Source organism: Bacillus sp. FSL W8-0640, assembly GCF_038007725.1.
Classification (GTDB): domain Bacteria; phylum Bacillota; class Bacilli; order Bacillales; family Bacillaceae_G; genus Bacillus_A; species Bacillus_A cereus.
On the sequence record NZ_JBBOXT010000001.1, the window covers coordinates 3,226,201 to 3,251,646 of the forward strand.

Consider the following 25,446-nt stretch of genomic DNA (forward strand, 5'->3'; position numbering starts at 1 on the left):
TCACTTATAATTGTCGTCAATAAGTTACTTATCAGTGTAATTATTATAGTTACATTAACTCGTGATTATCAATCATTAAATGTATGTAATTTTGCATATATGAATATTTTGTGATAAATTCCAAAATATCGTATAATTATCAATATTTTTTCAGACATTATTCAATAAAAAAAACACGAAGACTCTTAAGTCTTCATGTTTTTTATACATGTTATTACACTTGTGATTGAATTAATTACTAAAATCTTTTTAATCGTAAAAAATCAATTATTTTTAGGCTGATAGCCGTACCTAATCTTTTACAATTTACTTATTCTTTTTGTTCTGTAATATTAAATTTTGAAACCAATTCCGTTAATTCTTCCACCTTTTCTTTCATTTTGTTGGATTGGATTGATATTTGTTCAATTGATACGGCCTGTGATTGAATTGAATTTACAGTTTGAAGAGTCTCCTTTTTCACATCCGTTGCAGTTTCAGAAACTAGCGAAAGAGAAGCATTTACTTCTTCTGTACCAGCAGACATCTCTTCTGTCGCTGCGGATACTTCTTGAATTTGACCTGTAATCTTATCAATATCTCTCATAATAGACAAGAAGGTTTGATTCGCTTTGTAAGCAGCTTCTTTTCCTTCTACTGCCTTTTGTTGTCCTTTTTGCATGACATTAACTGTATCTTGGGTATCTTTTTGAATGGATTTTATTAAATGATTAACTTCTTTTGCAGATTCTTTAGATTGCTCAGCCAAGTCTCGAACTTCTGCGGCAACCACTGCAAATCCTTTCCCATTCTCTCCAGCACGTGCCGCTTCAATAGCGGCATTTAAGGCAAGAAGATTCGTTTGTTCGGCAATATTAGTAATTGCAGCGAGAGCTGTATCAATCTGTTGTGTACGTGTAACAAGTTTATTTATTACTTTTGATGTTTCCTCGACAACATCATGCACACTATTCATTTGAAGAATAGAGTGATTTATCACTTCACTACCGATATTTATTCGTTCTGTAGTCGTTACTGCTACCTCAGCGACTACTGCTGAAGATTCAGCTACAGTTTGCACCCCGGTTGTAATTTCTTCCATTGAGGATGAGCTCTCCTGAATACTAGTTACCTGTCCTTCTATTTTTGTTTTTACTTCTAAAACAGTCTGTACAACCTCATTTGAAATACTAGACGCTCGATTTGTATCTTGTAATACACCCTCCGTAGTAAAAATAACCTCTTGTGTTGTCATCTTAACATTCGCAATTAATTGTTGAAGGTTATCTAACATACTATTAAAAGACTGAACAATATGCCCTAATTCATTATTTGCTTTATAAGGAGTACGTGTTGTTAAATCTCCAGCTGCTACTTTTTCCATATCATTTTGTAGTAATGTAAGTGGTTTTCGGATAGTTAATTTAATAACATATCCAATTAATATAATTATTAAAATTGCTAAAATCGAAATACTAACAAACATTATCATTGTATTTTGAGCACTATTATTATTTTCCTTCTGTAAAAGCTCTGCATTATTACTATTATATAAAATCAATTCACGAATTGATTTTATTGATTTTTGCATATTAGGTTCAATCTCTTTTAGATAATATGCATATGCTTCCTCATTATTAGACTTCCCTAATTCTTGTGCTTTCTTCATTTGAGTCCTTAATTCATTAAATGTTTCATGAAACGTGTTATATAATTCTTTTTCTTTAGTAGAAATAAGTTTAGCCTCAAACTGCTTTAAAAGATGATCATTTTCCTTACGAATCCCATCCATTTCTCTTATTAATTCGTTCATTCTTTTTTCATCTTTTGATAACATTATTTCCATAAAGTTCATATTAACGTGATAAAAATTAGATTCTACAATTCCAATCCACTCAATTGGCAGTAAATTATCCTCATACATATTAGAGGAAGTACTTTTCCCTCTTTCTAACCCCCAAAACCCTATTAGGGATAATACTATACATGCAATACTTGATATAGTTATTAATATGTTTAGTTTTGTACCAATCTTACTGTTTCTTAATAATTCCAATTCACTTTCTCCATTCTAATATATAGTTTAAGTAATGTATTTTATACCAAGAATCCAAAAATTACGATGTTTATTTTGTAATATGTAATTTTGCATATCGTCCACTACTGATTCAAAATAACCTAACATTGTAATTTTCGTTTTCCAAAAATTCATGATCATGAACACATCTCATTAATTCTTGAACTTCTTACCCAAAATATCCGCATATACTGTGGCACCAGGGAAAACCATCACTGGTATGATATATAAATTACGCTTCCATACAAGACTAGCTTAAAAATATTTTTCTTATTGCTCATTTTTCTATTCCCCCTCTATTAGAAGTACTCCTAGCACATCACACTAATAAAAACGATAATATTAAAAAATAAGGAAAGACATAATACGTATGTCTTTCCTCTAAAATTGTAATACTCAATATGCTCTTGGCTCTATTTGATTTTCCATTTAAATCCTCACATATCTTTCTTTATAATATCTCCTAACTCCATCCAATTTGTAATACGCGGGATATTGAGATATTGATTGTAAGAAGTAGTTTTTGCATATACATTTATCGGTTTTCCTATTAACGTTTCTAAAACAGCCGGCTTATCATCAAAGAAATAGTTTAATTTTATTTCTTGTATAAAGTGTATTTTTTCTTCATCCTTCATTCCATAGAAAAAGCGATCTTCATGTACCGGAAATCCTTTTTCTATTAACCATTTTTTTGTTTGCTCTCCATGCTCTTTAGGTCGCGCCGTTATATAGTAAATTTCATGTCCCTGTCTTTCTAATTCTTGCAATGTCTCTACAGCATAAGGAAACGGTGAACAAGAAGTATAATAAATCTCATCCAGCAAACTATTCCACATATGACCGCCTTCCTCGGAAGTCATGCCAAATGCTTCATGAATTTCAATTGTTTTTAAAGAATGGAATACATCCAACCCTACTTTTTTGTTTAATTTCTTATTATATAAATGAAAAGCATGCTGCCTTAAATCAATTAGTGTATCATCGATATCAAATCCAAACTTCACTCTTCATCGCTCCTTTCTGCAATCCATTTATCGGAACATATAAGTAGTTTTTATTCCCCTTATTGCTCATCTTTCCGATATGCTGGATAGCCAATAAATCTATAATCTTTTCCAATCTGGGTAAATGATATATCCTTAAATTCAATTGCATCTTTCATTTTAGTAATACCAGTCCCCTCTACAAAACTAGGCGCCAATCTACCTCCAATAATTTTAGGTGCGAAATATAAAATAATTTTATCCATTAGTTTATTTTCAATAAACGAAGCATTTACTTCTCCACCACCTTCAATAAGCAGGGAGGAAACTCCTTTTTGTCCTAAAACATCAAGCATTTCATGTAAGTTTATATGCTTTTCTCCGCTAGTAACAAATACTTTAACTCCTGCATTTTCTAATGCTTTCTTTTTTTCCTCTGCATGATTACTTGTTGTAAATATCCAGGTAGGAGCTTCTCTATCTGTAACAACGTTAGCTTCCATCGGTATGCGTAATGTCGAGTCCAATATTACTCGAATTGGATTTCGGCCATTTGGAATACGCGTTGTCAATGATGGATTATCCTTTTGAACAGTATTCGCTCCTACTAAAATAGCCGCATTTTCGTTTCGTATTTGGTGTACTTCTTGTCTTGCTTCTGTAGATGTAATCCACTTACTATCCGATAAAGACGTAGCGATTTTCCCATCTAATGTAACTCCTGATTTAATCGTTACAAATGGGCGCTTTGTCAAAATATATTTATTAAAGACTTCATTCATTTTTTTAGATTCTTCTTCACACACTCCTACAAGTACTTCAATACCTGCATCTTGTAGAATTTTAATTCCACGTCCAGAAACAAGCGGGTTTGGATCAAGTGTAGCAACTACTACCTTCTTAATTCCTGCTTGTACAATTGCTTCAGCACAAGGCCCTGTTCTACCATGATGAGAACAAGGTTCAAGAGTTACATAAATTGTACCACCACGTGCCTGTTCTCCAGCCATACGTATCGCATGTATTTCGGCATGTGGTTCTCCGGCCTTCATATGTGCTCCGACCCCTACAATTCGATTATCATTTACAATTACAGATCCAACCAATGGATTTGGAGTCGTTTGTCCCTTCATAGCCTTGGCATTTTCTAGTGCTAGCTTCATATACAATTCATGCTCAAGCATGTAAGTGTCCCCCTTCAAAATGTCCAGAACGCTGAATCTTCGTTTGCAAATATTTCTCATTAAACTCTGAGACATCACCCCATAACGGTTCACGACTCGTAACATTTAATCCAGCTTTTTGTAACGCTTCTAATTTTTTCGGATTATTTGTAATAAGTTTTACAGATTTTGAGCGTAGCGCTTTTAATACTTCAATTGTATCATCATAGTTTCGAACATCATCTTCAAAACCTAGGTTCAGATTAGCTTCTACTGTATCTAACCCATTTTCTTGCAAGAGGTACGTCATAGCTTTACTAAACAAGCCAATTCCTCTTCCTTCATGATTCGCTAAGTAAAATAAAGCACCTGAACCATGTTCTGTAATCATTTGTAAAGACTGCTTTAATTGGAATCCACAGTCACAACGTTTACTACCAAAGATATCACCGGTGTGACAAATACTATGCATACGAATTAGGGCATCTTCAGAATTCTCAAAATCACCATATACAAGTACACTAGATTGCTGCATATCAGCTAAATTAATAGATGAGAGTTTTTCGATAATTCCTTCTACACTATTTGTAACCTCACTACATTGTAACCAAGAATACCATTGAAAAACTTTAGTCTCCCCATATAAATTAATTGGCAATTTGATAGGGCCTACTAAATAAATATCCTTTCCATCTTGATGTATAAATTGAATTTTATCTTCTAACATATGAATTGTATCTGTTGTAACCATTAGGTACCTCCTAGTATAGAGAATCTCTAAAATTCTCTTCCATTGTTATATTTTTTATTGTTTAACTTACACAACGTAAGTGTTTTTACAGATGCTATTCTTTTTTCTCTCAGCTTATATGCAATATGTATCATTACAACTTTGGCCATTTAAAGAAAAGAGTTTTAGTTACATAAAACAACTTAGTTACTTTATGTAAGTGAGTATACATTCGTAATCAATTTACGTCAAGTAATTAATTATAAAAACATTTGTTACTAATAGTAAGATGTTATATAATTTATTTTAGGAGGTGAAGGAAAATGAATGATTCTACATTATGCCCTCGCTTTGAAAAAGGAATGAAATTTTTTAGTCAACGATGGACAGCACTAATTATTTACCAACTTTTTTCTGGATCTCAGCGCTTTTGTACACTTGAATCTTCTCTTCCTGTTAGCGGAAGATTACTTTCAGAAAGATTGAAAGAATTAGAACTAGAAGGAATTGTCGAACGTAAAGTCTTTCCTGAGACACCAGTTCGTATAGAATATTCTTTAACTCAAAAAGGATTTGCTTTAGAAGCTATTATTCGCGGAATAGAAGAATGGTCACAGGAATGGATAGAACTTGAGGAATAACATAAAAGCTTTTTCGTATATAGTTTTAAGTAATCAAATTACAGATACCTATTATTAAAACGCTAATTTTTCAAGCATTTATGAAAAGCTAGCGTTTTTTAATAAATAAAATGTAAGAAATAAAGCAAGGTGATCAAAACGATCACCTTGTTCCCTTACAGATTAAAATAGTGTTTTAAAATCTTTTATTCATACATACTCGATTAATAAAAAAAACGAATAAGCTTTTTTATTAATAAACAGTTTTATTTTTACAATACAGTTAGCTTCCCCTGCTATTTGCGGACAGTAAGACCACCACTGATTAAATTTCCATTTTATTACATTCGAATATTACTTATGAAATTTCACACGCTCTTCAAGTGGTTGGAATTCTTTTTCACCTGGTGCAGCTGTTGGATTACCAAATGGCATTTGTGCAATTAGTTTCCAATTAGCAGGGACATTCCATTCTTGTTTTACCTCATCGTCAATTAATGGATTATAATGTTGTAATGATGCCCCTAATCCCTCTGCTTCTAAACCTGTCCACACGACTAATTGGTGCATACCTGATGCTTGGTGTGACCAAATTGGGAAGTTTTCAGCATATGCAGCAAACTTTTCTTGAAGCGATTTAACGATAGCCTCATCTTCAAAGAATAATACTGTTCCATAACCAGCTTTAAAAGAATCCATTTTTTGTTGCGTTCCTGAAAAGTCTCCATCTCCAACTACTTTTCTTAATGTTTCAGTGGTAATATCCCATAATTTATCATGAGCTTCACCAAATAATACAACTAATCGTGCAGTTTGAGAATTGAAAGCGGATGGAGTATATTTCACAGCAAACTCCACGATTTCTTTAATTTTTTCATCCGATACTTGTACCTCTTTATTAATCCCATAGTAAGTACGTCTTTCTTTCAGTGCAGTATAGAAATCTTTTGTCATAATTCCGTTCCTCCTAAGTTTTAATATTCTTCAAAATGATACATCTCGAAGATAGTATGCGTTTAAATGAGTTCATTTTTGAATCATTGAACTTCCTAGCACCCATTGCCAGTCATTCTAAATCTAAACACACTGCTTCCTTCAGTTTTCCTAAAAAAAGCCTTATAACATCATTCATAAAATCTAATCATCATTCGGTACTATTTTACCCATTCTCTATTCATGTATCCTGCTTGTTTCATATTTACACAAATATGAAATGTAGCTACTTTAATCACCAAATTTCACATTAATTTAGAGCATCTTCAATTACAGCAATTTCGCTCACTCGAACAAAACGATGCAATTTAAAGAACATTGCAAAATTAAGTACTACCTGTAAAAGAACCCTCTTAGCCGACTATAAGAAAAAATAATAAAAAGCCAAAAACGAACAATAATATGTTCATTCTTGGCTTTTACTTAACCATCACATTTATTTTTACTATTGCTTCAAATGATTTTTAACTGCCCTTATTACCAATTCGTGATCTTCTTCTGGTGGTAATCCTGAAACTGTTATCATTCCAATAACCCCTACGTTTTTTATTCTGATAGGAAAACATCCACCAAACGCAGCGTATTCTGAAGTATCTAAAAGATATTTTTCATTATAGGAGACCCCAGTTATTTCACTTTGTATCTGCATATAATACGAGCTACGATCATGCAGGGAAACGACTCGTTTTTTACGCTCAATCCATTTCGTATTTTCCTCATTTGTCCCTGTCATCTTGAAATGAAATAATTGCACACCATTTTTCGTTATATCAACAGCAATCAATTTCCCCTCTTGCTTTGCTGTTTCAACGATAAATAAACCTAGTTGCAAGGCATCTTCATTTGTAAAAGAGGAAAATTGAAGTGTTTCCTCCTCTTTTAAAATTTGTTTACTTATTTCATTCAAATTTGAAGTACTCATATCTTTAACCTCCATAATTGTTTTATGCCACACCGACATTTTTTCGAAATTATTAGGCCATATAGTACAACCTTTCAATCACACTGATTCTAAATAAACTACTGTAACATCTTTGATAACTAGTAGTACCGTAAAGCTTGTTTTCTTCTTACTGGTGCTATTATGAATGACATTCAAAGTTATAAAAAGTACTATTCTACTTATCCCTATCTTACAGAGACTATTATGAAATATATTTAACATCTTAAAAATGTATGTACTAAAGAATAATATTTTTAATCACTAACTTTTTTGATCAATCGTTATAATCCAATTTCATCAAAATTTTTATCAATTATTACACTATCCAACAATAGGAGGAAACAAAGATAGATGAAAGTATATCCAAAAGCTGAAAAGCAGTTGAGTCCCTTGAGGGAATAGTTATAATTCACTACGTATAGAAATAGACATACAAAAACGCCATCCTTTCCTATAATTCTAAAGAAAGAATAGCGTATTCTTTTCAAAAATGAGTTCTTTTATTGAGAAACTTTGATTCTATATCATACATAAAAGGGCAACCAGTGCTAAAACAGCTGGAAATCCTTGTTTCACAATAATCGATTTATTAGATGTGAAACCTCCGAAAATAGCTGCTATCACCACACAAATCACGAAAAATAATTGGACCATATAACCAATTGGATTGAGCCCAAGTACAAGTCCCCAAATGAGACCAGCCGCTAAAAATCCATTATATAAACCTTGGTTTGCAAACATAATGGCTACGTTTCGATCTCCTTCTAAATGCTTCGGTAATTTGAAAGCACGTTTCGCTACTTTTGAATCAATAAAAAACATTTCAAGGATCATGATAAACAAATGTTCTAATGCTACGATCCCGACTAAAATAGCTGCGATTATTTCCACACTATTCTGCCCCCTACACTCTCTATTCTTTAATATTCTCTACATTTTTTTGCATCTGTAATAGAACATGAATAAGTATTTTTCGTTCTTCTCCACTGATATTTACGAACATTTCCTTCATAAAATGTTCCTTTTCTTTCTTGTTAAAATATTAATTGATGTATCAATTATTGATACATCAATTAATATACATCTCTCTTTTTATTTTTGCAAGTTTTTTTGCTCAATTGGTTTTATTTTGTTCCAGCAACTTTAAACCAATTCAAAACATCAGTTCGCATTTCTAGAAATCATAATTACTTTAAGTTCATTCTGACAATCATATTTAACTACATATATAAAAGAATTGAGTTATATCTCCATCAATTTATAAAAATTAATTTTTTCTAAAAACAGATACTTTACGTTTTTTATAGTAATAAAAATCATTTTTGTTTCAGAGGCAATCCATTTTGTTAGCTTGATGGGCATAGGATAGTACCCATATGACGAACCAATTATCTTTCAAGAAGACGGCTAGAAATCTGGATTTGGCACAGGCGTTGCCTACTTCCGTGATCCAGATGGTACTAATTTAGAGCTAATTGCTCCAAAAGGTCCATTTAGACGTGAATAGTTAAAATAAATTAATACCGAAACAGCCACCTTCTGCCTGGAAGGTGGCTGTTTCAAGTTGATAGAATGACTAAAAAAGGACAAACTCTCCAATGTGAGAAGTTTGTCCAAAAAGTTTTTCGTGTTAACTATTTTTACACTAATAGCAATAATAGTGAATTAGAATAATGACTTAATACTTGCTAAGACAGTAAGTACACCTACAATAATAACAAATACGTTACTCATTTTCCCTTTGTATTTAGCTAGTACCGGCACTTTTTGAATCGCATACATCGGTAATAGACATAAGATAGCAGCAACTAAAGGACCGCTTAGAGAATCAATAAGTCCAAGAATACTTGGATTTGTATAAGCAACAAACCAGCATGATAATACAACAAAAGTAAGGATTATTGTCTTAATTGTTTTTTCTTCAATATCTTTTCCACGTGATTTACCGAACTTAATAATCATGTCACGCATTACTTCAAATGCTCCGATATAATGGCCAAGGAAAGACTTTGTAATAGCCACAAAAGCAATAATTGGAGCTGCAATAGTGATTACAGGCGAATTAAGCTCATTAGCAAGATATGAAAGAATTGATAAGTTTTGTTCTTTTGCCATTTTTATATCATCTGGAGTCAAGCTCAATGCGCTACTCCAAACGAAGAACATAACAACAGCGAATGTCATGATATAACAAACCTTTTGTATTTGCGCACATTTAGCATCAGTGGCTTCGATTCCATACGTAGCTCTCTGTTTCACAACAAATGATGAAATCATAGGTGAATGATTAAATGAGAATACGATGATTGGTAGAATCATCAATATCGTTCCAAAATAGCCTGTTCCTGTTGAAGCAGTTGAAACAGCTGAAAAACTAAGCATTGACGTATTCCACTGTGGAATTAAAGATATTGCGATAAAAAGTAGAGAAACTATGAAAGGATACACTAACATACTCATTACCTTTACAGTAATATCTTGACCAAAATTCAGTATAGCGATAAGACCAAGAACTAATACAAGTGATAAAATAGCTCTTGGAGGTTCTGGCATGTGCAATTGATGCACGATAAAACTACTTGCAGTGTTTGTAAGCGCAACCGAATACATTAGTACGATTGTATAAATTGAACCGAAATATACGATGTTAAAAATGATACTCGCTTTATTTCCGAAATACTCTCTAATTGTACCTGTGATCCCCTCATCAGCAGAATTAGAAGCGTATATCATTTTAGCAAGCGCCCTATGTGAGTAATACATAACTGGATATGCAAGTAATGTAATTAGTAGTAAAGATAATAAACCACCTGAACCTGCATTAATCGGTAAAAAGAGCACCCCTGCTCCAATTGCAGTTCCAAATAGACTGAGTGCCCATGTAGTATCCTGCTTATGCCACTTTTTCGGATCTGCATATTGCTCATTTTTTCGTGCGGTATTTTCAGCTTGAACTTCTATTTTCTTTGCAGTATTCCCGTTCATATAATAACTCCCCCTTGTATCTATTCCTGCATCTCTCTTTGCACCTAACAAATATTCCCTTTCTGGAAAATGAATTCCTTACAAGTTGCCCCACATTGTATGTCCTTCATCATAATGAATCCAAATTGAAACATTCGCTAATTAGCGTCCTAATATAATTGTTAGCGTTCACAAAAAAGTTTACTCGTAATATCCGCTCTTTATATAAAGACCCCTTAAGAGAACAATATAGAATAGACTTCATAAATACGTTGCAACATTTCTAATAACAGTGTATTACTTTAATGGTTTCTCTTTTTTACTTTTAAAAGTAATTTTAGCTAAACCGGCCTCTCTTCATTTGCGAGGCGTTTCTTTCTCAATTCTATACATTACTTTCATAACTTCGGTAGCACTGATGATATTGCTTACACAAGCCACTGAAGCACATTACATACATTTCGCCTCTAATCACACACCTTTCTTACTAATAATCGCATTTTTTATATTTTCTCCAGAGATAATAAAATTTCTCTCGACGCCCTCATTATAACGTGTATATTTATAAAATTAATATTTTTATATTTTCAGAAATATTAAAGGGGAATAATTTTATATGGATAATATTTTACAGTTAGCATGTAGCCATTGTTTTTATCGCTTAAAGCTGAATTAGTTAGTAAAAAAATACAATAATACATTGTTTTTCTAGGTGACTTATTATAAAGATACTTATATCCCCTTTTATCAAAAAATCTTATTTTAAACATAAAAGATATTCTAATAAATAATTAATGTAGATAAAAAGAAAAAAATTCCAAAATACAAAAACCAAATTTTAGGATATATATTATTAATATTGAATTCATATACAATTTAAAAAGCTACACTGAGTAAAAAACAAAAAAGCTGCCCCATATGGACAGCTCATTTACATAATTATCGTTATCAGGAATATCTCTATGTTTGTAATGAATCGTTTTTACATCATTTCCTTTTATGCGAAAAGTAATTGTGTCCTCTCCATAAGGCGGATTGTGTGCACCCTCAAAAGTTTAAATTTTAAAATCCCTCATTAACTAGCTCTTTTATCGAGTTTAATTTTGAAGAAAGCTCGATAAACCATTCTTCATCCCCTGTTAATAATGCAAGATCTATAAGATAAAGGATTTGTTCCTTATTTATTACCTTTGATTCAGGGAGTTTGTTAACGTGTTTACTAAAGAGTAAAATCGCTTCGTTTATTGTGTACTGGCCGTCACGTTTCACAATACTAACTGTAACTATATCCTCTACATCATCAAGTGATACAATATAACCAACTATTAATTCACCTTCATTTGATATTCCACGAACCCAATCTCCTACTTTTAAAACATGATTATTATTTGACATCATACCGTTTCACCTTCCTATAAATATTTTTTGTGACGATAAAAAAGATATAAAAACAATTATACTGTAATATTTTTCATTACATTTAAGTGTTAAGAACTCACGGCTATATAATAATTAAGCCGCTTAACGCTCTTGATTGATAAGATCAACAACTTCTTTCATTGTATAATTCTTTAAGTATTCACCTAGATGCTCTTCAGCACCTAAGAAAATAGCGAAAAGAACTTTTCGCATGTTCGAACCTACAACACACTGATTGTTTGATTCTGGACACTTCGGCTGCAAAGCACCTTCAGAGGTTATCTGATAAATATGCCAAAGATTCACTTCGTCTAAATCGCGGGCGAAAATAAAACCTCCACCAGTTCCCTCTTTTGATTGTATAAACTTGTGCTTTTTTAACAAACTTAGTACTTTACGAATACGTACTGGATGTACACCTGCACTTTCTGAAATAGCATTACTTGTTGACATCCGATCTGGCTGTAAAGCTAAATAAGTTAAACTGTGTATGGCCAAGGTAAAGTCGCTGTTCATGATTTTCCTCCTACGATCAAAAATATTGTTTCTCATATATTAACTGTAGCCATAAATATTACAGATAGGTTAGAACGTTAAAACATATAGAATACTTCTTGCCATAAAAAATTAATTCTCTTATATTCTATCCGGTCCCACCTATATCTGATAACTTCATTTAGCTTTTTAAGTTGAAAATAAAATTAAACACTCCACTGTTTCTTCACTTGTTCTTCTGCCAATTGTTTAATTTTTGTCCATATCGTATCTTTACTTACAATAACATTTGTTTGATAATTTCTATCGTTATAATTGACTGTAACACATACTTCTATCATTTTCTGCTTCCTCCTTTCATACCACTTTCCCTAAAAAATATTACTTATTAATTAGCCAACTTTTGCAGTTCAATGTTTAAAAATGTTCGGACGCTACGTGGTAAAAATTTACGAATTTCTTCTTCGTTAAAACCAATTTGCAATCTTTTTTCGTCCAGCATAATTGGGCGACGTAACATTAGTGGATGCTCAATTATTAATGTATAAAATTCATTGAGCGAGAGCTCCTCAATATTTATATTTAAGTCCTGAAAAGTTTTGGATCTAGTTGAAATAATTTCAGTAGCCCCCTCTTCAGTTAAACGAAGAATCGATTTAAGCTCATCAACTGTCATAGAATTTGATACGATGTTTTTTTCAATATAATCAATTTGATGCTCTTCAAGCCATGCTTTCGCTTTTCGGCATGAGGAACAGCTTGCTGTTGTATATAGAATTACCATATTTAACTCACTCCTTTAATGTTATGAAACGTACATTTTAAACATCGGTTATTGAAATGTATTAAAAAAAATTACAGTTTAGAATCAAATACAAGCAATATTATTTATTCGAGAATATTTAATTTATCTACATTTTACAGACGATAACAACTCACTTCTAAAAACTATACTGTAATTTTAAACTTTACAGTTCTATAAATCAAATGTTAAGTCTTGGATTCATTCTATTAACGTATAATAGGAGCAGTTGAGACAATACTTGCCTCAACCGATTTTTATATCTCTTTATAATTTTTTGCAGTAATGACTGTTTCAAACTCAAATGTTTCGGGTAGATGATCTGCATAAGAATATTCAAAAGTTCGTCCATCCGTTAAGTAAGCTACTTGTTCAACTCGCATTAGGAAATCCTGATTTGTTAAGTTCATAAACTGCTTTTCCCTATCATCTGGGCGAATTCCTTTAACCCTGACAACAGATGTCCCTACTTCAAGACCAAGTTTATTTTGAATATGTGAGTATATCGACTCCTCTAAAACAGAAGCCTCAACACCTGGGATAACCGAAATTGGCATCCATGTATGCTCCATAATCGTCGGAATGCTGTGAATGATGCGGAGGCGAATGATTTTATAGACGAAATCACCGATTGAAACTCCCAATTTCTCAGCAACTACTTCATCAGCCCCAACAATCGCAAACTCGATAATTTTACTTTCTACCTCACTGCCGTATACAGCTTTCGTACCCGTTAAAGTTTGAATCATTCGTGCCTTTTCCTGTTGACGCCAATCTTGCACCACTGTTCCACTTCCGCGCCGGCGGATGATGTAGCCATCTCTAACTAATAGATCCAGCGCTTTCTTAATAGTAAGGGCTGAAACACCAAATTCTTCAGCAAGGACGGGGCTACTCGGAATTTTTTCGTTGATTTTATATTCACCGTCTAAAATTTGCTGTTTAATCTTTTGATAAATGCCGAGGTATTTTACTTGTGTTGATCCGCTTGCCATTTCCATACCTCCTTTATACTGCAAACTCTCTTCTATTCATTCAAATGTAAAGCCTCAAGTTTGTAAACGGAAGGTGATGGGGCAGCAAATCCATTTTCTAAGATTTCAATATTCGTTACCGCTTCTTCGTCTTTCACAAGTTTTGGTGCACCATTTATAATTGTTTCATACGCGGCATCATAGAAACGACCGTAATCACCAAGTGGCGTTTTAATTTGTTTTTCAATCCAGTCACCATTTGCATTACGATACTTAGCAACTCCATAGTACATCGGTGAATCTTCACCAAATCCTGCACTCTCAGGCATAACACCCGCTTTCAAATCATTTTCCTGCTGATCTTCACCATATTTAATAAATGATCCGTTTGTTCCATGAACGATAAAGCGTGGATAATCTTTTGCTACGACATGGTTCGTTTTCAGCTTAATCTTCAACTGATTTCCGTAATGTAAACCAACATCGAAATAGTTATCAACCGCACCTTCCATTTCATTATTACGAATATCGTATGTAACCGTATCTGGACGGCCGAATAGTGAAATCATACGGTCCATCGTATGAATACCTAAACTGTAAAATGAACCTTCTTCTTTTGGAGCTTCATGAGTGATTGAACCAGGACGGAAATAATCAATATGTGATTCAATCTCAATAATATCACCAAGGAATCCTTGTTCAATTACTTGCTTCACAGCTAAAAAATCACCATCAAAACGGCGGTTTTGATAAGGCATAACTACTACACCTTTTTCTCGTCCTAAAGCTAATAATTCTTTCGCATGTTCCACTGTATCGCAAAATGGTTTTTCAACGATAACTGATTTTCCAGCAAGTATAACTTTTTTCGCTAATTCGTAATGCGTATGTGCTGGCGTACAGACCGTCACCACTTGAATTTCCTTGTCATTCAACAATTCGTCCAAATCAGTAGTGAAGTAAACACCTTTTTCCTTATATGGAGCCGCTAATTTTTCATTTATTTGACGTACAAAAATCGTTTTTATTTTTATATTATTACGCGTGTTTACATAAGGTAAGTGATAGCGGTTAGCTGACTTTCCAAATCCAATAAAGCCCATTGTTAATGTCATATTTTTCAACTTCCTTGCTCATAAATTTTCGTTTCTATATTTATTATATAATTTAATTATTAAAAGTATATAGTTTTAACTTTATAATTATATATTAAATAAAAAATCCACGATAAAATTCGTTCTCACTATAAGTTATGGACCTATAAAGTGAAACTTTAATCAGTGGGGCGATTTATTCTCTACTGATTATTTACCCGTAAATACCGGGATGAAAAGGAGCGTAATGAACATGGCATATACTACTATATCTATGGAAATTTTCGGATCAACTGAACAAGTATGGCAATTAATCGGAGGTTTCAACTCCCTTCCAGACTGGTTACCTTATATACCTAGCAGTAAATTAACTGAAGGCGGTCGTGTACGTCATCTAGCTAATCCAGATGGTGAAACAATTATAGAACGCTTAGAAGTATTCAATGATAAGGAACGCTACTACACGTATTCAATCATGAATGCACCGTTCCCGGTCACTAATTATTTATCTACAATCCAAGTTAAAGAAGGTACTGAAAGTAACACATCGTTAGTAGAGTGGTCTGGTACGTTCACTCCTGTTGCAGTTAGTGATGAAGAGGCAATAAATCTGTTTCATGGTATATACAGCGATGGACTGAAAGCATTGCAGCAAGCATTTCTAGATTGATTCATGTAATTGATTGAGACGAAAAAGTTAATTAACAGTCAAACATTCGACTTTGTGGTTAAGTTCATTATGAAAGATAAACAAATACAAATTTCATGCCTGCTTGTTAATGACAAGAAATAAAAAATACTACCTCCAAATGGAAGGTAGTATTTTTTTATTAATCAGGAAAAACAATTAATCCCTCTTCTTTTTCCTCCTGTTTTAAATCTTCTTCTGGGAATGTTACAGTTGAATTTTTATCCCCTGTTTTTTTTGTTTCTTCACCTGGAAATACGAAAGTTGAATTTTCTTTTCCTTCATTTTTTTCTACGTTATCTGGAAATACCATAGAATCATTGGTAGTCAAATCACTATGAAAACCAAGGTTAGACAAAATCGCTTTTAAATCTGGTAAAACCCCTATTTTATCAGATGATGGGTCATTAGACTTTGTGCCTGTATTAGGATTACTTAAAATTGCTCTCAATTCTTTTGGTGTATATGCCTTACCTAAATGTTCTTTAGCAATCCCTTGAATTGATACAGCAGCCCCAGCGATTATAGGCGAAGCGCTAGAAGTACCACGGAAATTAGAAGTATAACGATTCATTATACTCTGATCTGTAACTTTTTGTCCTTTACTATTTTGATTTTGATATGTATCTAATGTGTCAACATACTCTCCCCAACCATATACATCAATTCTACTACCATAGTTAGAGAAACCTAAACGTTTATGAGGAACTCTTGCAGTAGATGCTCCAACTATAATAGCTCCTGAATCTTTAAAGTCTGGACTATTTCGATTTAAAATCTGTTTACCATTACGGTCTTTAAATTCATCTAAATCAATCCCACCATTACCAGCTGCTTCTACAATAATAATGCCTTTATCTGTACCTTTGCGAATTGCGTTAAATATACTCGGGTATACTTCTACTGGTAAAGGGTCATCTCCATATCCATCATATTTAAAGGATTCTTCTATTAATAAAACATCTCCAGCCTGTAAAGAATCTACGGCACTTAAAATAGCATCTCTTACATCGATTCTCCCATTATCTCGGATCACTGAAATTACTTTTGCCTTTGCTTTTGGTGCAATCCCAATGTTCCCAATCCTATTGTCAGCTGCAGAAACAACACCTAGAACTGAAGTACCGTGAGAAAGATCATTACTCATTTTTCCAGACATAAATTCAATATTTTGACCGACTAAATCTTCATGATTTAATAACCAGCCTTCTTCCAAATCTACAAAGGTTGCTCCTTGACCATCTCCTCCTTTAATTCCCCAAGCATAAGGAGCATTAATTCCTAAAGGTGCCTCTTCAAGATATCCCTGTCTCGAAAATCTAGGTTCATCATAAGGATTGATTGATAATACAGGCAATCTCGAGCTAGTTGTTGTGTTTATACTCTTATTAGAACGAAATTGTATTTTACTAGAATCGTTATTGGCAGCATGTACTGTATTTGTTACAAATGTCGTACCTACCCCAGCAAAAGTTGTAATTGCAAGTGATGATATCAACATACCTTTAAAATTTTTCATCTTTCCACCTCTAGTTTTCTATTAGAATTAACATATTTAATAATGTGTATGAACCGAAAAGCTTTTTATCTTATTATAAAAATTAATAGATTTTTATAACTTTTTGATTTACATAAAAACTCCTTTCATTCTTGTAATTCAATGTGTATATTTCAAAATAACAAACTAACTGTAACTATTATAGTTACACCTTTATTGATTTTCAACTACGAAATATAAATTTTTAAAAATAAATTTATATTACTTTAAAACAGAGCTAACCTTTTACGCATATAAAAAAACAAAATATCTGTGCAAATTACAGCGGTGAATAAGTTTATAGACTGCAAAAAAACAAGAAAAAGCAAAACACTAAGTGCTTTGCTCCTTATAAAATTCCTTTTAACTTTTCACCAATTAACCTCGCTACATACTCATAGCCTTCTGGTCCAAAGTGTAATCCATCTTTTTCACCATTTTCTACAAATCTTTTATAATCCCGTTCTTGAATCATTTCAGCGAATACGTTTAGAAAATAACTTCCTGTTTCCCTCGCCACTTTCTCCACCACGTCTGCATACTGACCAAGCACTCTATTTGTTCTATTACGCTGTCTTTCTTCATCAACTGGTGCAGGACTAATCAGTAGTACTTTATCTGATGAAATATGGTTCACAATCTTCTCTAAGTTTTCTTTATATGCTTGTAATGACACTTGAGAAAAAGAAACTGCATCATTCGTACCAAGAAAAACTGTTACGAAATCTGGTTTATATGATATTACATCTTCTTCAATCCTATTTAACGCATCGAATGTATTATCCCCTGGAACACCTGCATTCACTACTTTCCACTTCGGAAACATCTCTTGCAAACGTGGTGTTAATCTCGGCATTCCATCAAAAAATGTTTCATCAGCTGTAATACTATCTCCAAAGCATACTAACGTTTTCATTAAGCTACTCTCCTTTTACGTATGAAACAACTTTCCTTCTATTGCTTTTATATATCTTTCAGCAGAACGTTCAACTGCCTCATTTGCATTTTCTTTTACTACTCGATGAAAAGCATTGTATAAACGATTAAACTGTAACGGCTTCACTCGGTTCACCATTTCTTCCACTTTTCTCGCTGGTAATGGAATTAAGTTTGGATAGCTATACATAAAACTTACCCACCGCTCATCCGCTACAACTTGAATAATATCACCTGTTAACAAAATCCCTTTTCCATCATTACCTTCTTCCCAATGCAATACAGAACCACCACTAAAATGTCCTCCAAGACGATGTACAGTAATCCCATCCGCTAATTGTAAAGACTCACCAGACCAATAAATAATACGACTACTTGGGCGCATCACCCATTCTTTATCATCTTCATGTATATAAATTGGTACATCAAATGTCTCTGCCCATTCTACTTGCGTTGAATAATAATGAGGATGAGACAATGCAATTGCATCTAATCCACCAAGCTCTTTTATTTTCGCAATTGTCGTTTCATCTAAATACGTAATGCAGTCCCATAGTAAACGATATGACTCTGTTTTCACTATAAATGCCGTTTGACCGATCGCAAATCCTGGTTTTGTCGTAATACTATAAAGTCCATTTTCCTCTTTGATTATTTCATTTTTATATGTATCATCTGTTTGCAAATTTTCTAAAGTCGTCCAAGACTGCCCTTTCGGATTCACATATTGCCTCTCTTCATCACAAATATGACAACTCACCGGTTCCTCTACACTCGCTGCATACTGCACGCCACACGTTGTACAAACGAAATTTTTCATAATAATTTCCCCTATCCCTATATTTTTATTAAGCTGATTTTTGTTGATAATGATCTACTTTTTTATTTTCAATTAATAAAGTAAGTAAATAGGCAACTGTAACCGATAATGGAATTACAGTAAATCCTTTTTCGCTTCTGCAACATTCATCTCACTATCTCCCCCAAAATATTTGTACTAAAAAGTCACCTCAACCTCACCCATCCAATAACGCCAAGCTTCTAAATAATCTTCTAAATCTTTCGGGTGGCGCCGTAAACATGTATCTATACGCAAATATAATCCTATGACTATTTCTTCATATAAATCACGGTCATTTTTATGAAATACACATTGTTTCATCGCATAACCAATCGTTTCTTTTGTTAAATCTTCCGGAGTTGAACAGAACGCATAAATTAAATCATATATAGGATCTCCTAACACTGGTAAAGGATCAATTACACCGTGCAGTTTATTCCCTTGAAATATAAAATTATGAAATCCAAGATCACCATGCAATAAAAATGGCTGATTTATTCCAGTCCCCCTACTTGGACTATTTGCTAACTTAAAAACCGTTCTATACTCTTCCTCACTTATGTAACGTCTTACATTTTCATGAGCTTCCATCACATTTGTCGTTAAAAATTCATTCCAAGATTGAACTGGGCTTTCTTTCCATCCCCAGCCATCAACCTCTGTAGCTACTTCATACTTATTGATAACTTCCTTTACAAGTTTACTAAGAACACTCCGTTTATGGCCTAGTTTGCAAGAAGTTGTGCCCTCAAGGAATGAGTAAACAATATAGCGATTTAAAGGTTCCTTATATAAAAGCTTTGGAAATAATTCGTCCTTTTTATAAAACTGAAGAAAATAAGCTTCTTCACGTATGACATCCGATTCATTCAACTTTATAACGTATTGTTCATCTAACAAATATATAGTACTTGTCGTTCCCCCGTTTAATGCTTTTACGCTATTTGGATAATGTGAAATAACTTTTTCCTTAACTAGTTGTGCAGTGATTATTGAAATGTCCATTCTCTCACCCTTCAACTCCGAATATTTCCTTAATTCAAAAGACAACTTTACTATCATTTGACAAACAAAAGTAAAATCTTTTCAATCGCCCTGATATAACAAACAACAATTTTATTTTATTACAATGACTTTCTTCAATATTCCATTTATGATAACGTGATTTTATCACTCTAAATGCTCTTCATATACTCTAATAATTTCTATTGCAGGGTCTCTGTCTTGTAATTTATGAGCCAAACTTTCTACACCAAACACTTCTGTAAACGTATGACTACCTACAATTAAATTAATTCCTTTAAATTTCGCATGTTGCACTGTATATAATGTTTTTTCACCTGTTATGTACGTGTCACATCCTTTTTCTAATGCACGTTCAATCAAATTTGTATTATTTCCTGCACCGGTTAAGATCGCAATCCGTTTTACTGGTTTATCGTGATTTCTCCAGCTCTTCACTTTCTCTTCCATTTTTTCTTCAAGTTTTCCAACTAAGTTTGAAAAAGGAATGGCTTCTTTATATTCTCCTATTCCTGGTAGTTCTTCTTCCTCATAGGTTGAATATTCCAGTATTGTATCTATCCTAATTTCGTTAAATAACGATGTACACGTGCCAAACTTTACAAAATCTAACGGCAAATGAATCCAAAAATGATTCATTTCATATTGCTTCAATTTCTCAATACATGCCTCTTCCATACCAAATAAAAAACTCCACGGCGCATGATGTGTAACTATCATATCGACTCCATTTCGATACGCTTCTTCAATAGTTTCTAACGTTAAATTTGTTGTGTAACCGATTTTGTGAAATTCATCTTTACTTATATAAGTAAAACCATATTCATCATCGCCATATTTATGAAGATGCTCTCCAAATAGTGATGTTATATGTTCATTAAATTGCTTTGTATTCATTTTTATTTCTCCTTTCATTTACTTTTATATTTCATAAATAAGGAAATACTAAATTACAACGTTACATACATATAGGAGGACAATATGAAACCTGAATTTTTAAAAGCTGTACATGATGCAATCGGAAATGTCGAACACATTCATATAGAGGAAAGCGGTGCTGACAGCTTACTTATTCATCATGATGATGCACAGCAGTTACAACAAGTTGCTAAGGCGTTAGAAAATAATAATTTCCGCTCCGCTTTAAGAACAACTGGAAATGCTTCGTACATTGAAGTATTGAACAGATAATGAAAGTCCGGATGTATTCCGGGCTTTCTTTTTATCCCGCTATTCACCGGGCAGTAAGACCCCCACTGATTAAAGTTTCACTTTATATTGAAACTTCAAACTCTTTCACATACACCGCTGTTCCAGCAATATCTATTTGTAACTTCTCGTTTTCTATCCCTTTCGTTACATAAACAGTTACACGACCATCTTTATTTATTTCCTGTCCTTGCTCAACGATTAAACTCAATTCATGTTCAAAACCTTTCTCTAAATACTCCGCATAATACGCTCCCATTACACCTGAAGCTGTTCCTGTCACTGGATCTTCAATCGTCCCAGCGTAAGCTGATGAAAAATGACGGCCGTGCATTTGTGCTATTTCATCATAAGTTTCTAGACAAATTGGGTGAATAGAAGCATTAGGTATTTCTTTTAATACTGATGGAAATGCAGCATTATTAGGTTTCATTCTCTCACATGCATTAAGATTTTTAATCGGTACAATTACAGTCCAATTACCAGTACTTCCATATACAATCGGTAAACTTACATCTAAATCATTTACTTCTAAACCGATACTATGAGCTAATTCTTCTGTTGAACCTGTAAATTCTTTAAACTGAGGTGCTGCCTGTCTCATTTTAATAAAGGTTTCTCCATTTTCATTTACACCTATTTGTATCGGTAAAATCCCAGCCTTCGTTTCAATCGTAAGGTTACTTTTCTCTTCTAATAAACCTTTTTCGCGCAAGGCAAATATCGACCCTACTGTCCCATGACCACATAAATCCATTTCAAAACCAGGTGTAAAATAGCGCATTCTTATATCTCCTACTTCTGAGGAAAGAACAAAAGTTGTTTCGTTATATCCAACTTTTTCAGCAATAATTTGCATTTCCTCTTCCGTTAATCCATCTGCTTCTAATACAATACCTGCTGGATTTCCCTTATTTGGTTTATTCGTAAATGCGTCGTAATGAAATACGTTTATAGTCTTCATTTTCTTTTCCCCTTATTTGTCCATTTCTTTATTTTTATAATCAATAAGAAAATCGATCTAACCAACTTTCATAATCAGCTTTTTGAACTGGACGGATAATGAGTCTATCCGTCTCTACTTCTAATAACGATAGCTTCATTTAATTTCATCCCTCGAAATATTAATTGAATTTTCTTTATTATCTTACACAAAATACAAAATCTAGTAAATTATTATGTTTTTGATACATAAAAACCCAGTCATGCTTTATACATAACTGGGTTCTCCATCGTTTCATAATTTTCTATTTCACAAGAACTGCATCTCGTAATTCCCTCTTCAACACTTTTCCTAAAGCGTTTTTCGGTAACTCATCTATGAATACTACTTCTGGTATTTTATAGCTTGCTAATTTCTCTTTACAATACTGAAGAATACTTTCTTCTGTTAATGTTGTTTCGCCATCCTTCACAATGTAAGCTCTTGGAACCTCTCCCCAAAAGTCATCTGGAACTCCAACTACTGCAACTTCTAAAACACCATGTATTTCATGAATAACATCTTCTACTTGATCTGGATATACGTTGTCACCACCGCGTATAATAACGTCTTTATATCTTCCCATAATATGCAGGAATCCATCATCATCTATCATGCCAGCATCACCCATGTTAAACCAGTTATCTTTTACTACCTTCTTTGTCGCCTTTTCATTATTCCAATATCCTTTAAACATGTATGGACTTTTCACATGAATCTCTCCAACTTCATTTGTTGTTAGTTCATGTCCTGTTTCCGGATGAACAATTTTCACCTCTACATTTTTCAAGGTCTTTCCTACAGAAGACATCTTTTCTTTTCCCATCATTGGATGCCATGAGGTTACAACCCAACCTTCTGTACTACCATAGCCTTGCACCATATATATGCCTTTTTCCATATATTTTTGAATGAGTGTTTCTGGCACTTTTGTACCACCGCTTTGTGCTACTTTAAAGGTTGAAATGTTACGTTCTTTTTTATTTAGTTCATCAAGCATGTAACTATAAACGGCTGGGAAAGCAAGCATCGTAGTAATTTTCTCTTCTTCAATCTTATCCCAAATAAGAGCAGGATTCGAATCAGCTAAGAAGATCATCGTAACGCCATGATAAATACAATTTAAAATAGAAAGCACGCCACTCATATGAAACAATGGATGCACAGATAAAAAGCGTTCACCTGCTGGGATTTCTCTTTGTCCCGCAATTTCAGCAAAATAATGATGTAAGTTTTTATGTCCAATTACACATGCTTTTGCCTGTCCAGTCGTTCCTGATGTAAACAAGTAAATGGCATCGTCTTCTTCATGAACTTCTACGTTCGGTTCTGTCGTTGGCTGTTTTTGCAACTCTAATTCAAATGAACCAAAGTCTTCTTTTGTTGTTTGAATTACATAAGGAATTTCTTTAACAGCATCAACCTTTAATAACACTTCATTAAATTCTTCATCAATAACTAACACTTTTAATTTCGCTTCTTTTACAATCGTTTCTAATTCATAAACAGTCAGCTGATGATTTAGCGGAATAAATACCGCTCCAATTTTTAAACTTGCCATCATAACGCTTGGAAATGGGTGATTATTTTTGCATAGTATTCCTATACGATCTCCTCTTTGCACACCATTATGTAACAAATAATGTGCAAACTGATTTACTCGTTCATTATATTGCTGAAACGAATATCTTTTCTTCCCCCCTACAAGCGCTTCCAAATTTGGTGATTGCATTGCTCTCTTTTGTAATAATTGTCGCATCGTTCTCAAGTAAAACTCCCCTTTATATATGTTAGGTTTTTTATTTTACCAGATTAACTATTAATTTACTAAAGATTACACTTAGTGAATATAAGAAGAATATAAAATATCCATTTACTTTACAAGTAAATGGATATTTCCCATTATATATTAGAATACTTCTTGTTCATCACATATTGCACATACTCAGGTGCACTTTTATCAATCTCTTCATCGCTTAGTTTATATTCTGCACCATATAAATAAAAGGAAGGTATAAATTCCATACCTGTGTATAAGCATGTAGCTTGGAATGGTTTCGTCAACTCATCCATTGTAATTCCACTATTTTCATAGTCTTTTTCTAATCCACCTATAGAAATAGCTACACCAAATTCTTTCCCCTTCACTTTATCTCCTTTAGATCCGTACGCAAATCCATATGTTAATACATCATCGAACCATTTTTTTAATAATGGTGGTGAGCTGTACCAGTAAAGCGGAAATTGAAATATATATCTGTCATGTTCTACTAATAACTTTTGCTCTTCTTCAATATTAAACTCCCAATTCGGTGCCACTTTATACAATTCATGCACCGTAATTTCATCCGAATATTTCTCAAGTTCTTCAATCCATCTTTTATTAATTTTTGATTTTTCAATATCAGGATGTGCTACAATTACAAGTGTTTTCATCTTTTTTCATCCCCTTTATAAATTATTCAACCCTTTACGTATTAGTATGAATGAGTCACATATAATTGAAAAGTACGTACTTTAAAGTGCTATAGGAACCTTAAAGTACCTGTGGAGGTGTTATATGAATCAAAATGATAATTGCCCAATTGCAACAACACTCGATGTAATCGGTGGAAAATGGAAAGTTCATATTTTATGTATTTTGTCAGATGGAAAAATGCGAACAAATGAAATTAAACGAGAAATCCCAAACATTACACAAAAGGTTCTTACACAACAACTTCGGCAACTTGAAGCTGATGGGATTATCTATCGTACCGTATATCAAGAAGTTCCACCAAAGGTTGAGTACACACTAAGTGAATACGGAAAATCTTTAATGCAAATAATGGATAATCTGTTTGAATGGGGAAAAGATCATCAGATTAAAAGATTACATGACTAAAAAAGCACTATATACTTTGTTTCATCCTCTACGTTCATATTTTTTATTTCTATAAAGTTTATTTTCATCATTTTTTAGCTAACTTGTTTTCTTAGATTGATGGACGT

27 protein-coding genes and 4 pseudogenes are annotated in these 25,446 nt (G+C 33.1%); 5 read left to right on the forward strand and 26 right to left on the reverse strand.

What is annotated here, in order from left to right; translation table 11 throughout:
* Nucleotides 1-310: 310 nt before the first annotated feature.
* The 5 genes from N2V80_RS16655 to N2V80_RS16675 form a co-directional block, all read right to left on the reverse strand.
* Nucleotides 311-2,035: a methyl-accepting chemotaxis protein gene (locus N2V80_RS16655; protein WP_061655180.1), complete on the reverse strand. Its 1,725-nt coding sequence runs from the start codon at nucleotides 2,033-2,035 to the stop codon at nucleotides 311-313.
* A gap of 27 nt (nucleotides 2,036-2,062) precedes the next feature.
* The gene (locus tag N2V80_RS16660; RefSeq protein ID WP_000605687.1) at nucleotides 2,063-2,197 is read right to left on the reverse strand and encodes a hypothetical protein; all 135 of its coding nucleotides are present in this window, start codon (nucleotides 2,195-2,197) and stop codon (nucleotides 2,063-2,065) included.
* Between the two features lie 296 nt (nucleotides 2,198-2,493).
* Nucleotides 2,494-3,063, reverse strand: a complete 570-nt coding sequence (locus tag N2V80_RS16665; RefSeq protein ID WP_000668223.1) for a 5' nucleotidase, NT5C type — start codon at nucleotides 3,061-3,063, stop codon at nucleotides 2,494-2,496.
* A 59-nt stretch (nucleotides 3,064-3,122) separates the two neighbouring features.
* Nucleotides 3,123-4,226, reverse strand: a complete 1,104-nt coding sequence (ribD, locus tag N2V80_RS16670) for a bifunctional diaminohydroxyphosphoribosylaminopyrimidine deaminase/5-amino-6-(5-phosphoribosylamino)uracil reductase RibD (protein ID WP_000889429.1) — start codon at nucleotides 4,224-4,226, stop codon at nucleotides 3,123-3,125.
* The gene (locus tag N2V80_RS16675) at nucleotides 4,219-4,956 is read right to left on the reverse strand and encodes a GTP cyclohydrolase II (protein ID WP_061655181.1); all 738 of its coding nucleotides are present in this window, start codon (nucleotides 4,954-4,956) and stop codon (nucleotides 4,219-4,221) included. The genes ribD and N2V80_RS16675 overlap by 8 nt, the downstream gene beginning before the upstream one ends.
* 302 nt (nucleotides 4,957-5,258) lie before the next feature.
* Here N2V80_RS16675 and N2V80_RS16680 point away from each other — a divergent pair, with 302 nt between their 5' ends.
* On the forward strand, nucleotides 5,259-5,576 hold the full coding sequence (locus N2V80_RS16680; protein ID WP_001000104.1) for a winged helix-turn-helix transcriptional regulator: 318 nt from the start codon (nucleotides 5,259-5,261) through the stop codon (nucleotides 5,574-5,576).
* Between the two features lie 333 nt (nucleotides 5,577-5,909).
* Here N2V80_RS16680 and N2V80_RS16685 read toward each other — a convergent pair whose 3' ends face one another.
* The 3 genes from N2V80_RS16685 to N2V80_RS16695 form a co-directional block, all read right to left on the reverse strand.
* The gene (locus N2V80_RS16685) at nucleotides 5,910-6,509 is read right to left on the reverse strand and encodes a nitroreductase family protein (protein WP_000158938.1); all 600 of its coding nucleotides are present in this window, start codon (nucleotides 6,507-6,509) and stop codon (nucleotides 5,910-5,912) included.
* Nucleotides 6,510-6,993: 484 nt separating this feature from the next.
* Nucleotides 6,994-7,509, reverse strand: a complete 516-nt coding sequence (locus tag N2V80_RS16690) for a heme-degrading domain-containing protein (protein WP_002061924.1) — start codon at nucleotides 7,507-7,509, stop codon at nucleotides 6,994-6,996.
* Between the two features lie 501 nt (nucleotides 7,510-8,010).
* Nucleotides 8,011-8,382, reverse strand: coding sequence for a DUF1304 domain-containing protein (locus tag N2V80_RS16695; RefSeq protein ID WP_000402470.1), 372 nt, complete (start codon nucleotides 8,380-8,382; stop codon nucleotides 8,011-8,013).
* 481 nt (nucleotides 8,383-8,863) lie between these two features.
* Here N2V80_RS16695 and N2V80_RS16700 point away from each other — a divergent pair.
* A pseudogene (locus N2V80_RS16700) lies at nucleotides 8,864-8,998 on the forward strand (VOC family protein); the annotation flags it as partial.
* A 158-nt stretch (nucleotides 8,999-9,156) separates the two neighbouring features.
* Here the strand turns inward: N2V80_RS16700 and N2V80_RS16705 are convergent.
* The 8 genes and pseudogenes from N2V80_RS16705 to N2V80_RS16740 form a co-directional block, all read right to left on the reverse strand.
* Nucleotides 9,157-10,476: an aromatic amino acid transport family protein gene (locus N2V80_RS16705; protein ID WP_001014189.1), complete on the reverse strand. Its 1,320-nt coding sequence runs from the start codon at nucleotides 10,474-10,476 to the stop codon at nucleotides 9,157-9,159.
* An 863-nt stretch (nucleotides 10,477-11,339) separates the two neighbouring features.
* A pseudogene (locus N2V80_RS16710) lies at nucleotides 11,340-11,510 on the reverse strand (DUF3888 domain-containing protein); the annotation flags it as partial.
* Nucleotides 11,511-11,517: 7 nt separating this feature from the next.
* Nucleotides 11,518-11,853, reverse strand: coding sequence for an IDEAL domain-containing protein (locus N2V80_RS16715; RefSeq protein ID WP_000987462.1), 336 nt, complete (start codon nucleotides 11,851-11,853; stop codon nucleotides 11,518-11,520).
* Between the two features lie 123 nt (nucleotides 11,854-11,976).
* Nucleotides 11,977-12,390 carry an Rrf2-family transcriptional regulator SaiR gene (gene saiR / locus N2V80_RS16720; RefSeq protein WP_061655182.1) on the reverse strand — a complete coding sequence of 138 codons (414 nt, stop codon included), beginning with the start codon at nucleotides 12,388-12,390 and terminating at the stop codon, nucleotides 11,977-11,979.
* 185 nt (nucleotides 12,391-12,575) lie between these two features.
* On the reverse strand, nucleotides 12,576-12,710 hold the full coding sequence (locus N2V80_RS16725; protein ID WP_000573532.1) for a BA3454 family stress response protein: 135 nt from the start codon (nucleotides 12,708-12,710) through the stop codon (nucleotides 12,576-12,578).
* A gap of 47 nt (nucleotides 12,711-12,757) precedes the next feature.
* Nucleotides 12,758-13,153, reverse strand: coding sequence for a transcriptional regulator SpxA (gene spxA, locus N2V80_RS16730; protein WP_000236194.1), 396 nt, complete (start codon nucleotides 13,151-13,153; stop codon nucleotides 12,758-12,760).
* A gap of 275 nt (nucleotides 13,154-13,428) precedes the next feature.
* Nucleotides 13,429-14,166 carry a GntR family transcriptional regulator gene (locus tag N2V80_RS16735; protein ID WP_000146278.1) on the reverse strand — a complete coding sequence of 246 codons (738 nt, stop codon included), beginning with the start codon at nucleotides 14,164-14,166 and terminating at the stop codon, nucleotides 13,429-13,431.
* Between the two features lie 32 nt (nucleotides 14,167-14,198).
* The gene (locus tag N2V80_RS16740) at nucleotides 14,199-15,260 is read right to left on the reverse strand and encodes an oxidoreductase (RefSeq protein WP_000176643.1); all 1,062 of its coding nucleotides are present in this window, start codon (nucleotides 15,258-15,260) and stop codon (nucleotides 14,199-14,201) included.
* 232 nt (nucleotides 15,261-15,492) lie between these two features.
* On the opposite strand from N2V80_RS16740, the gene N2V80_RS16745 reads away from it, so the two are divergent.
* Nucleotides 15,493-15,909 carry an SRPBCC family protein gene (locus N2V80_RS16745; RefSeq protein ID WP_000332044.1) on the forward strand — a complete coding sequence of 139 codons (417 nt, stop codon included), beginning with the start codon at nucleotides 15,493-15,495 and terminating at the stop codon, nucleotides 15,907-15,909.
* Nucleotides 15,910-16,069: 160 nt separating this feature from the next.
* Here N2V80_RS16745 and N2V80_RS16750 read toward each other — a convergent pair whose 3' ends face one another.
* The 6 genes and pseudogenes from N2V80_RS16750 to N2V80_RS16770 all read right to left on the reverse strand — a co-directional run bounded on the left by N2V80_RS16750 (nucleotide 16,070) and on the right by N2V80_RS16770 (nucleotide 21,161).
* Nucleotides 16,070-17,446: a S8 family peptidase gene (locus N2V80_RS16750; protein WP_000787686.1), complete on the reverse strand. Its 1,377-nt coding sequence runs from the start codon at nucleotides 17,444-17,446 to the stop codon at nucleotides 16,070-16,072.
* Nucleotides 17,447-17,813: 367 nt separating this feature from the next.
* Nucleotides 17,814-18,380, reverse strand: a complete 567-nt coding sequence (locus N2V80_RS16755; RefSeq protein WP_000855202.1) for an SGNH/GDSL hydrolase family protein — start codon at nucleotides 18,378-18,380, stop codon at nucleotides 17,814-17,816.
* Nucleotides 18,381-18,395: 15 nt separating this feature from the next.
* The gene (locus tag N2V80_RS16760; protein WP_000788161.1) at nucleotides 18,396-19,220 is read right to left on the reverse strand and encodes an MBL fold metallo-hydrolase; all 825 of its coding nucleotides are present in this window, start codon (nucleotides 19,218-19,220) and stop codon (nucleotides 18,396-18,398) included.
* A 28-nt stretch (nucleotides 19,221-19,248) separates the two neighbouring features.
* Nucleotides 19,249-19,356, reverse strand: a pseudogene (locus N2V80_RS30535) (DUF7010 family protein); the annotation flags it as partial.
* A gap of 41 nt (nucleotides 19,357-19,397) precedes the next feature.
* Nucleotides 19,398-20,246, reverse strand: a complete 849-nt coding sequence (locus N2V80_RS16765; protein WP_061655183.1) for a phosphotransferase — start codon at nucleotides 20,244-20,246, stop codon at nucleotides 19,398-19,400.
* 165 nt (nucleotides 20,247-20,411) lie between these two features.
* On the reverse strand, nucleotides 20,412-21,161 hold the full coding sequence (locus N2V80_RS16770) for a Nif3-like dinuclear metal center hexameric protein (protein WP_061655184.1): 750 nt from the start codon (nucleotides 21,159-21,161) through the stop codon (nucleotides 20,412-20,414).
* 84 nt (nucleotides 21,162-21,245) lie between these two features.
* Between N2V80_RS16770 and N2V80_RS16775 the strand changes: the two genes are divergently transcribed.
* A complete protein-coding gene (locus N2V80_RS16775) occupies nucleotides 21,246-21,455 on the forward strand; it encodes a hypothetical protein (protein WP_000801651.1) in 210 nt (69 codons plus the stop codon).
* A gap of 82 nt (nucleotides 21,456-21,537) precedes the next feature.
* Here N2V80_RS16775 and N2V80_RS16780 read toward each other — a convergent pair whose 3' ends face one another.
* The 4 genes and pseudogenes from N2V80_RS16780 to N2V80_RS16795 form a co-directional block, all read right to left on the reverse strand.
* Entirely contained in the window at nucleotides 21,538-22,437 is a 900-nt protein-coding gene (locus tag N2V80_RS16780; RefSeq protein WP_061655185.1) for a PhzF family phenazine biosynthesis isomerase, read from the reverse strand.
* A gap of 46 nt (nucleotides 22,438-22,483) precedes the next feature.
* Nucleotides 22,484-22,576 (reverse strand): annotated as a pseudogene (locus N2V80_RS16785) (GNAT family N-acetyltransferase); the annotation flags it as partial.
* 144 nt (nucleotides 22,577-22,720) lie between these two features.
* A complete protein-coding gene (locus tag N2V80_RS16790) occupies nucleotides 22,721-24,214 on the reverse strand; it encodes a class I adenylate-forming enzyme family protein (protein WP_002061911.1) in 1,494 nt (497 codons plus the stop codon).
* Between the two features lie 143 nt (nucleotides 24,215-24,357).
* On the reverse strand, nucleotides 24,358-24,891 hold the full coding sequence (locus N2V80_RS16795) for an NAD(P)H-dependent oxidoreductase (protein WP_000855231.1): 534 nt from the start codon (nucleotides 24,889-24,891) through the stop codon (nucleotides 24,358-24,360).
* 124 nt (nucleotides 24,892-25,015) lie between these two features.
* Here N2V80_RS16795 and N2V80_RS16800 point away from each other — a divergent pair, with 124 nt between their 5' ends.
* A complete protein-coding gene (locus N2V80_RS16800) occupies nucleotides 25,016-25,339 on the forward strand; it encodes a winged helix-turn-helix transcriptional regulator (RefSeq protein WP_001072981.1) in 324 nt (107 codons plus the stop codon).
* Nucleotides 25,340-25,446: the final 107 nt, after the last annotated feature.

Coding starts and splice junctions, on each gene's coding strand:
- N2V80_RS16660 (WP_000605687.1), bottom strand. CDS start 2,197: ATGATCATGAATTTTTGGAAAACGAAAATTACAATGTTAGGTTATTTT.
- ribD (WP_000889429.1), bottom strand. CDS start 4,226: ATGCTTGAGCATGAATTGTATATGAAGCTAGCACTAGAAAATGCCAAG.
- N2V80_RS16675 (WP_061655181.1), bottom strand. CDS start 4,956: ATGGTTACAACAGATACAATTCATATGTTAGAAGATAAAATTCAATTT.
- N2V80_RS16680 (WP_001000104.1), top strand. CDS start 5,259: ATGAATGATTCTACATTATGCCCTCGCTTTGAAAAAGGAATGAAATTT.
- N2V80_RS16685 (WP_000158938.1), bottom strand. CDS start 6,509: ATGACAAAAGATTTCTATACTGCACTGAAAGAAAGACGTACTTACTAT.
- N2V80_RS16690 (WP_002061924.1), bottom strand. CDS start 7,509: ATGTCGGTGTGGCATAAAACAATTATGGAGGTTAAAGATATGAGTACT.
- N2V80_RS16705 (WP_001014189.1), bottom strand. CDS start 10,476: ATGAACGGGAATACTGCAAAGAAAATAGAAGTTCAAGCTGAAAATACC.
- N2V80_RS16715 (WP_000987462.1), bottom strand. CDS start 11,853: ATGATGTCAAATAATAATCATGTTTTAAAAGTAGGAGATTGGGTTCGT.
- saiR (WP_061655182.1), bottom strand. CDS start 12,390: ATGAACAGCGACTTTACCTTGGCCATACACAGTTTAACTTATTTAGCT.
- N2V80_RS16725 (WP_000573532.1), bottom strand. CDS start 12,710: ATGATAGAAGTATGTGTTACAGTCAATTATAACGATAGAAATTATCAA.
- spxA (WP_000236194.1), bottom strand. CDS start 13,153: ATGGTAATTCTATATACAACAGCAAGCTGTTCCTCATGCCGAAAAGCG.
- N2V80_RS16735 (WP_000146278.1), bottom strand. CDS start 14,166: ATGGCAAGCGGATCAACACAAGTAAAATACCTCGGCATTTATCAAAAG.
- N2V80_RS16740 (WP_000176643.1), bottom strand. CDS start 15,260: ATGACATTAACAATGGGCTTTATTGGATTTGGAAAGTCAGCTAACCGC.
- N2V80_RS16745 (WP_000332044.1), top strand. CDS start 15,493: ATGGCATATACTACTATATCTATGGAAATTTTCGGATCAACTGAACAA.
- N2V80_RS16750 (WP_000787686.1), bottom strand. CDS start 17,446: ATGAAAAATTTTAAAGGTATGTTGATATCATCACTTGCAATTACAACT.
- N2V80_RS16755 (WP_000855202.1), bottom strand. CDS start 18,380: ATGAAAACGTTAGTATGCTTTGGAGATAGTATTACAGCTGATGAAACA.
- N2V80_RS16760 (WP_000788161.1), bottom strand. CDS start 19,220: ATGAAAAATTTCGTTTGTACAACGTGTGGCGTGCAGTATGCAGCGAGT.
- N2V80_RS16765 (WP_061655183.1), bottom strand. CDS start 20,246: ATGGACATTTCAATAATCACTGCACAACTAGTTAAGGAAAAAGTTATT.
- N2V80_RS16770 (WP_061655184.1), bottom strand. CDS start 21,161: ATGAATACAAAGCAATTTAATGAACATATAACATCACTATTTGGAGAG.
- N2V80_RS16775 (WP_000801651.1), top strand. CDS start 21,246: ATGAAACCTGAATTTTTAAAAGCTGTACATGATGCAATCGGAAATGTC.
- N2V80_RS16780 (WP_061655185.1), bottom strand. CDS start 22,437: ATGAAGACTATAAACGTATTTCATTACGACGCATTTACGAATAAACCA.
- N2V80_RS16790 (WP_002061911.1), bottom strand. CDS start 24,214: ATGCGACAATTATTACAAAAGAGAGCAATGCAATCACCAAATTTGGAA.
- N2V80_RS16795 (WP_000855231.1), bottom strand. CDS start 24,891: ATGAAAACACTTGTAATTGTAGCACATCCTGATATTGAAAAATCAAAA.
- N2V80_RS16800 (WP_001072981.1), top strand. CDS start 25,016: ATGAATCAAAATGATAATTGCCCAATTGCAACAACACTCGATGTAATC.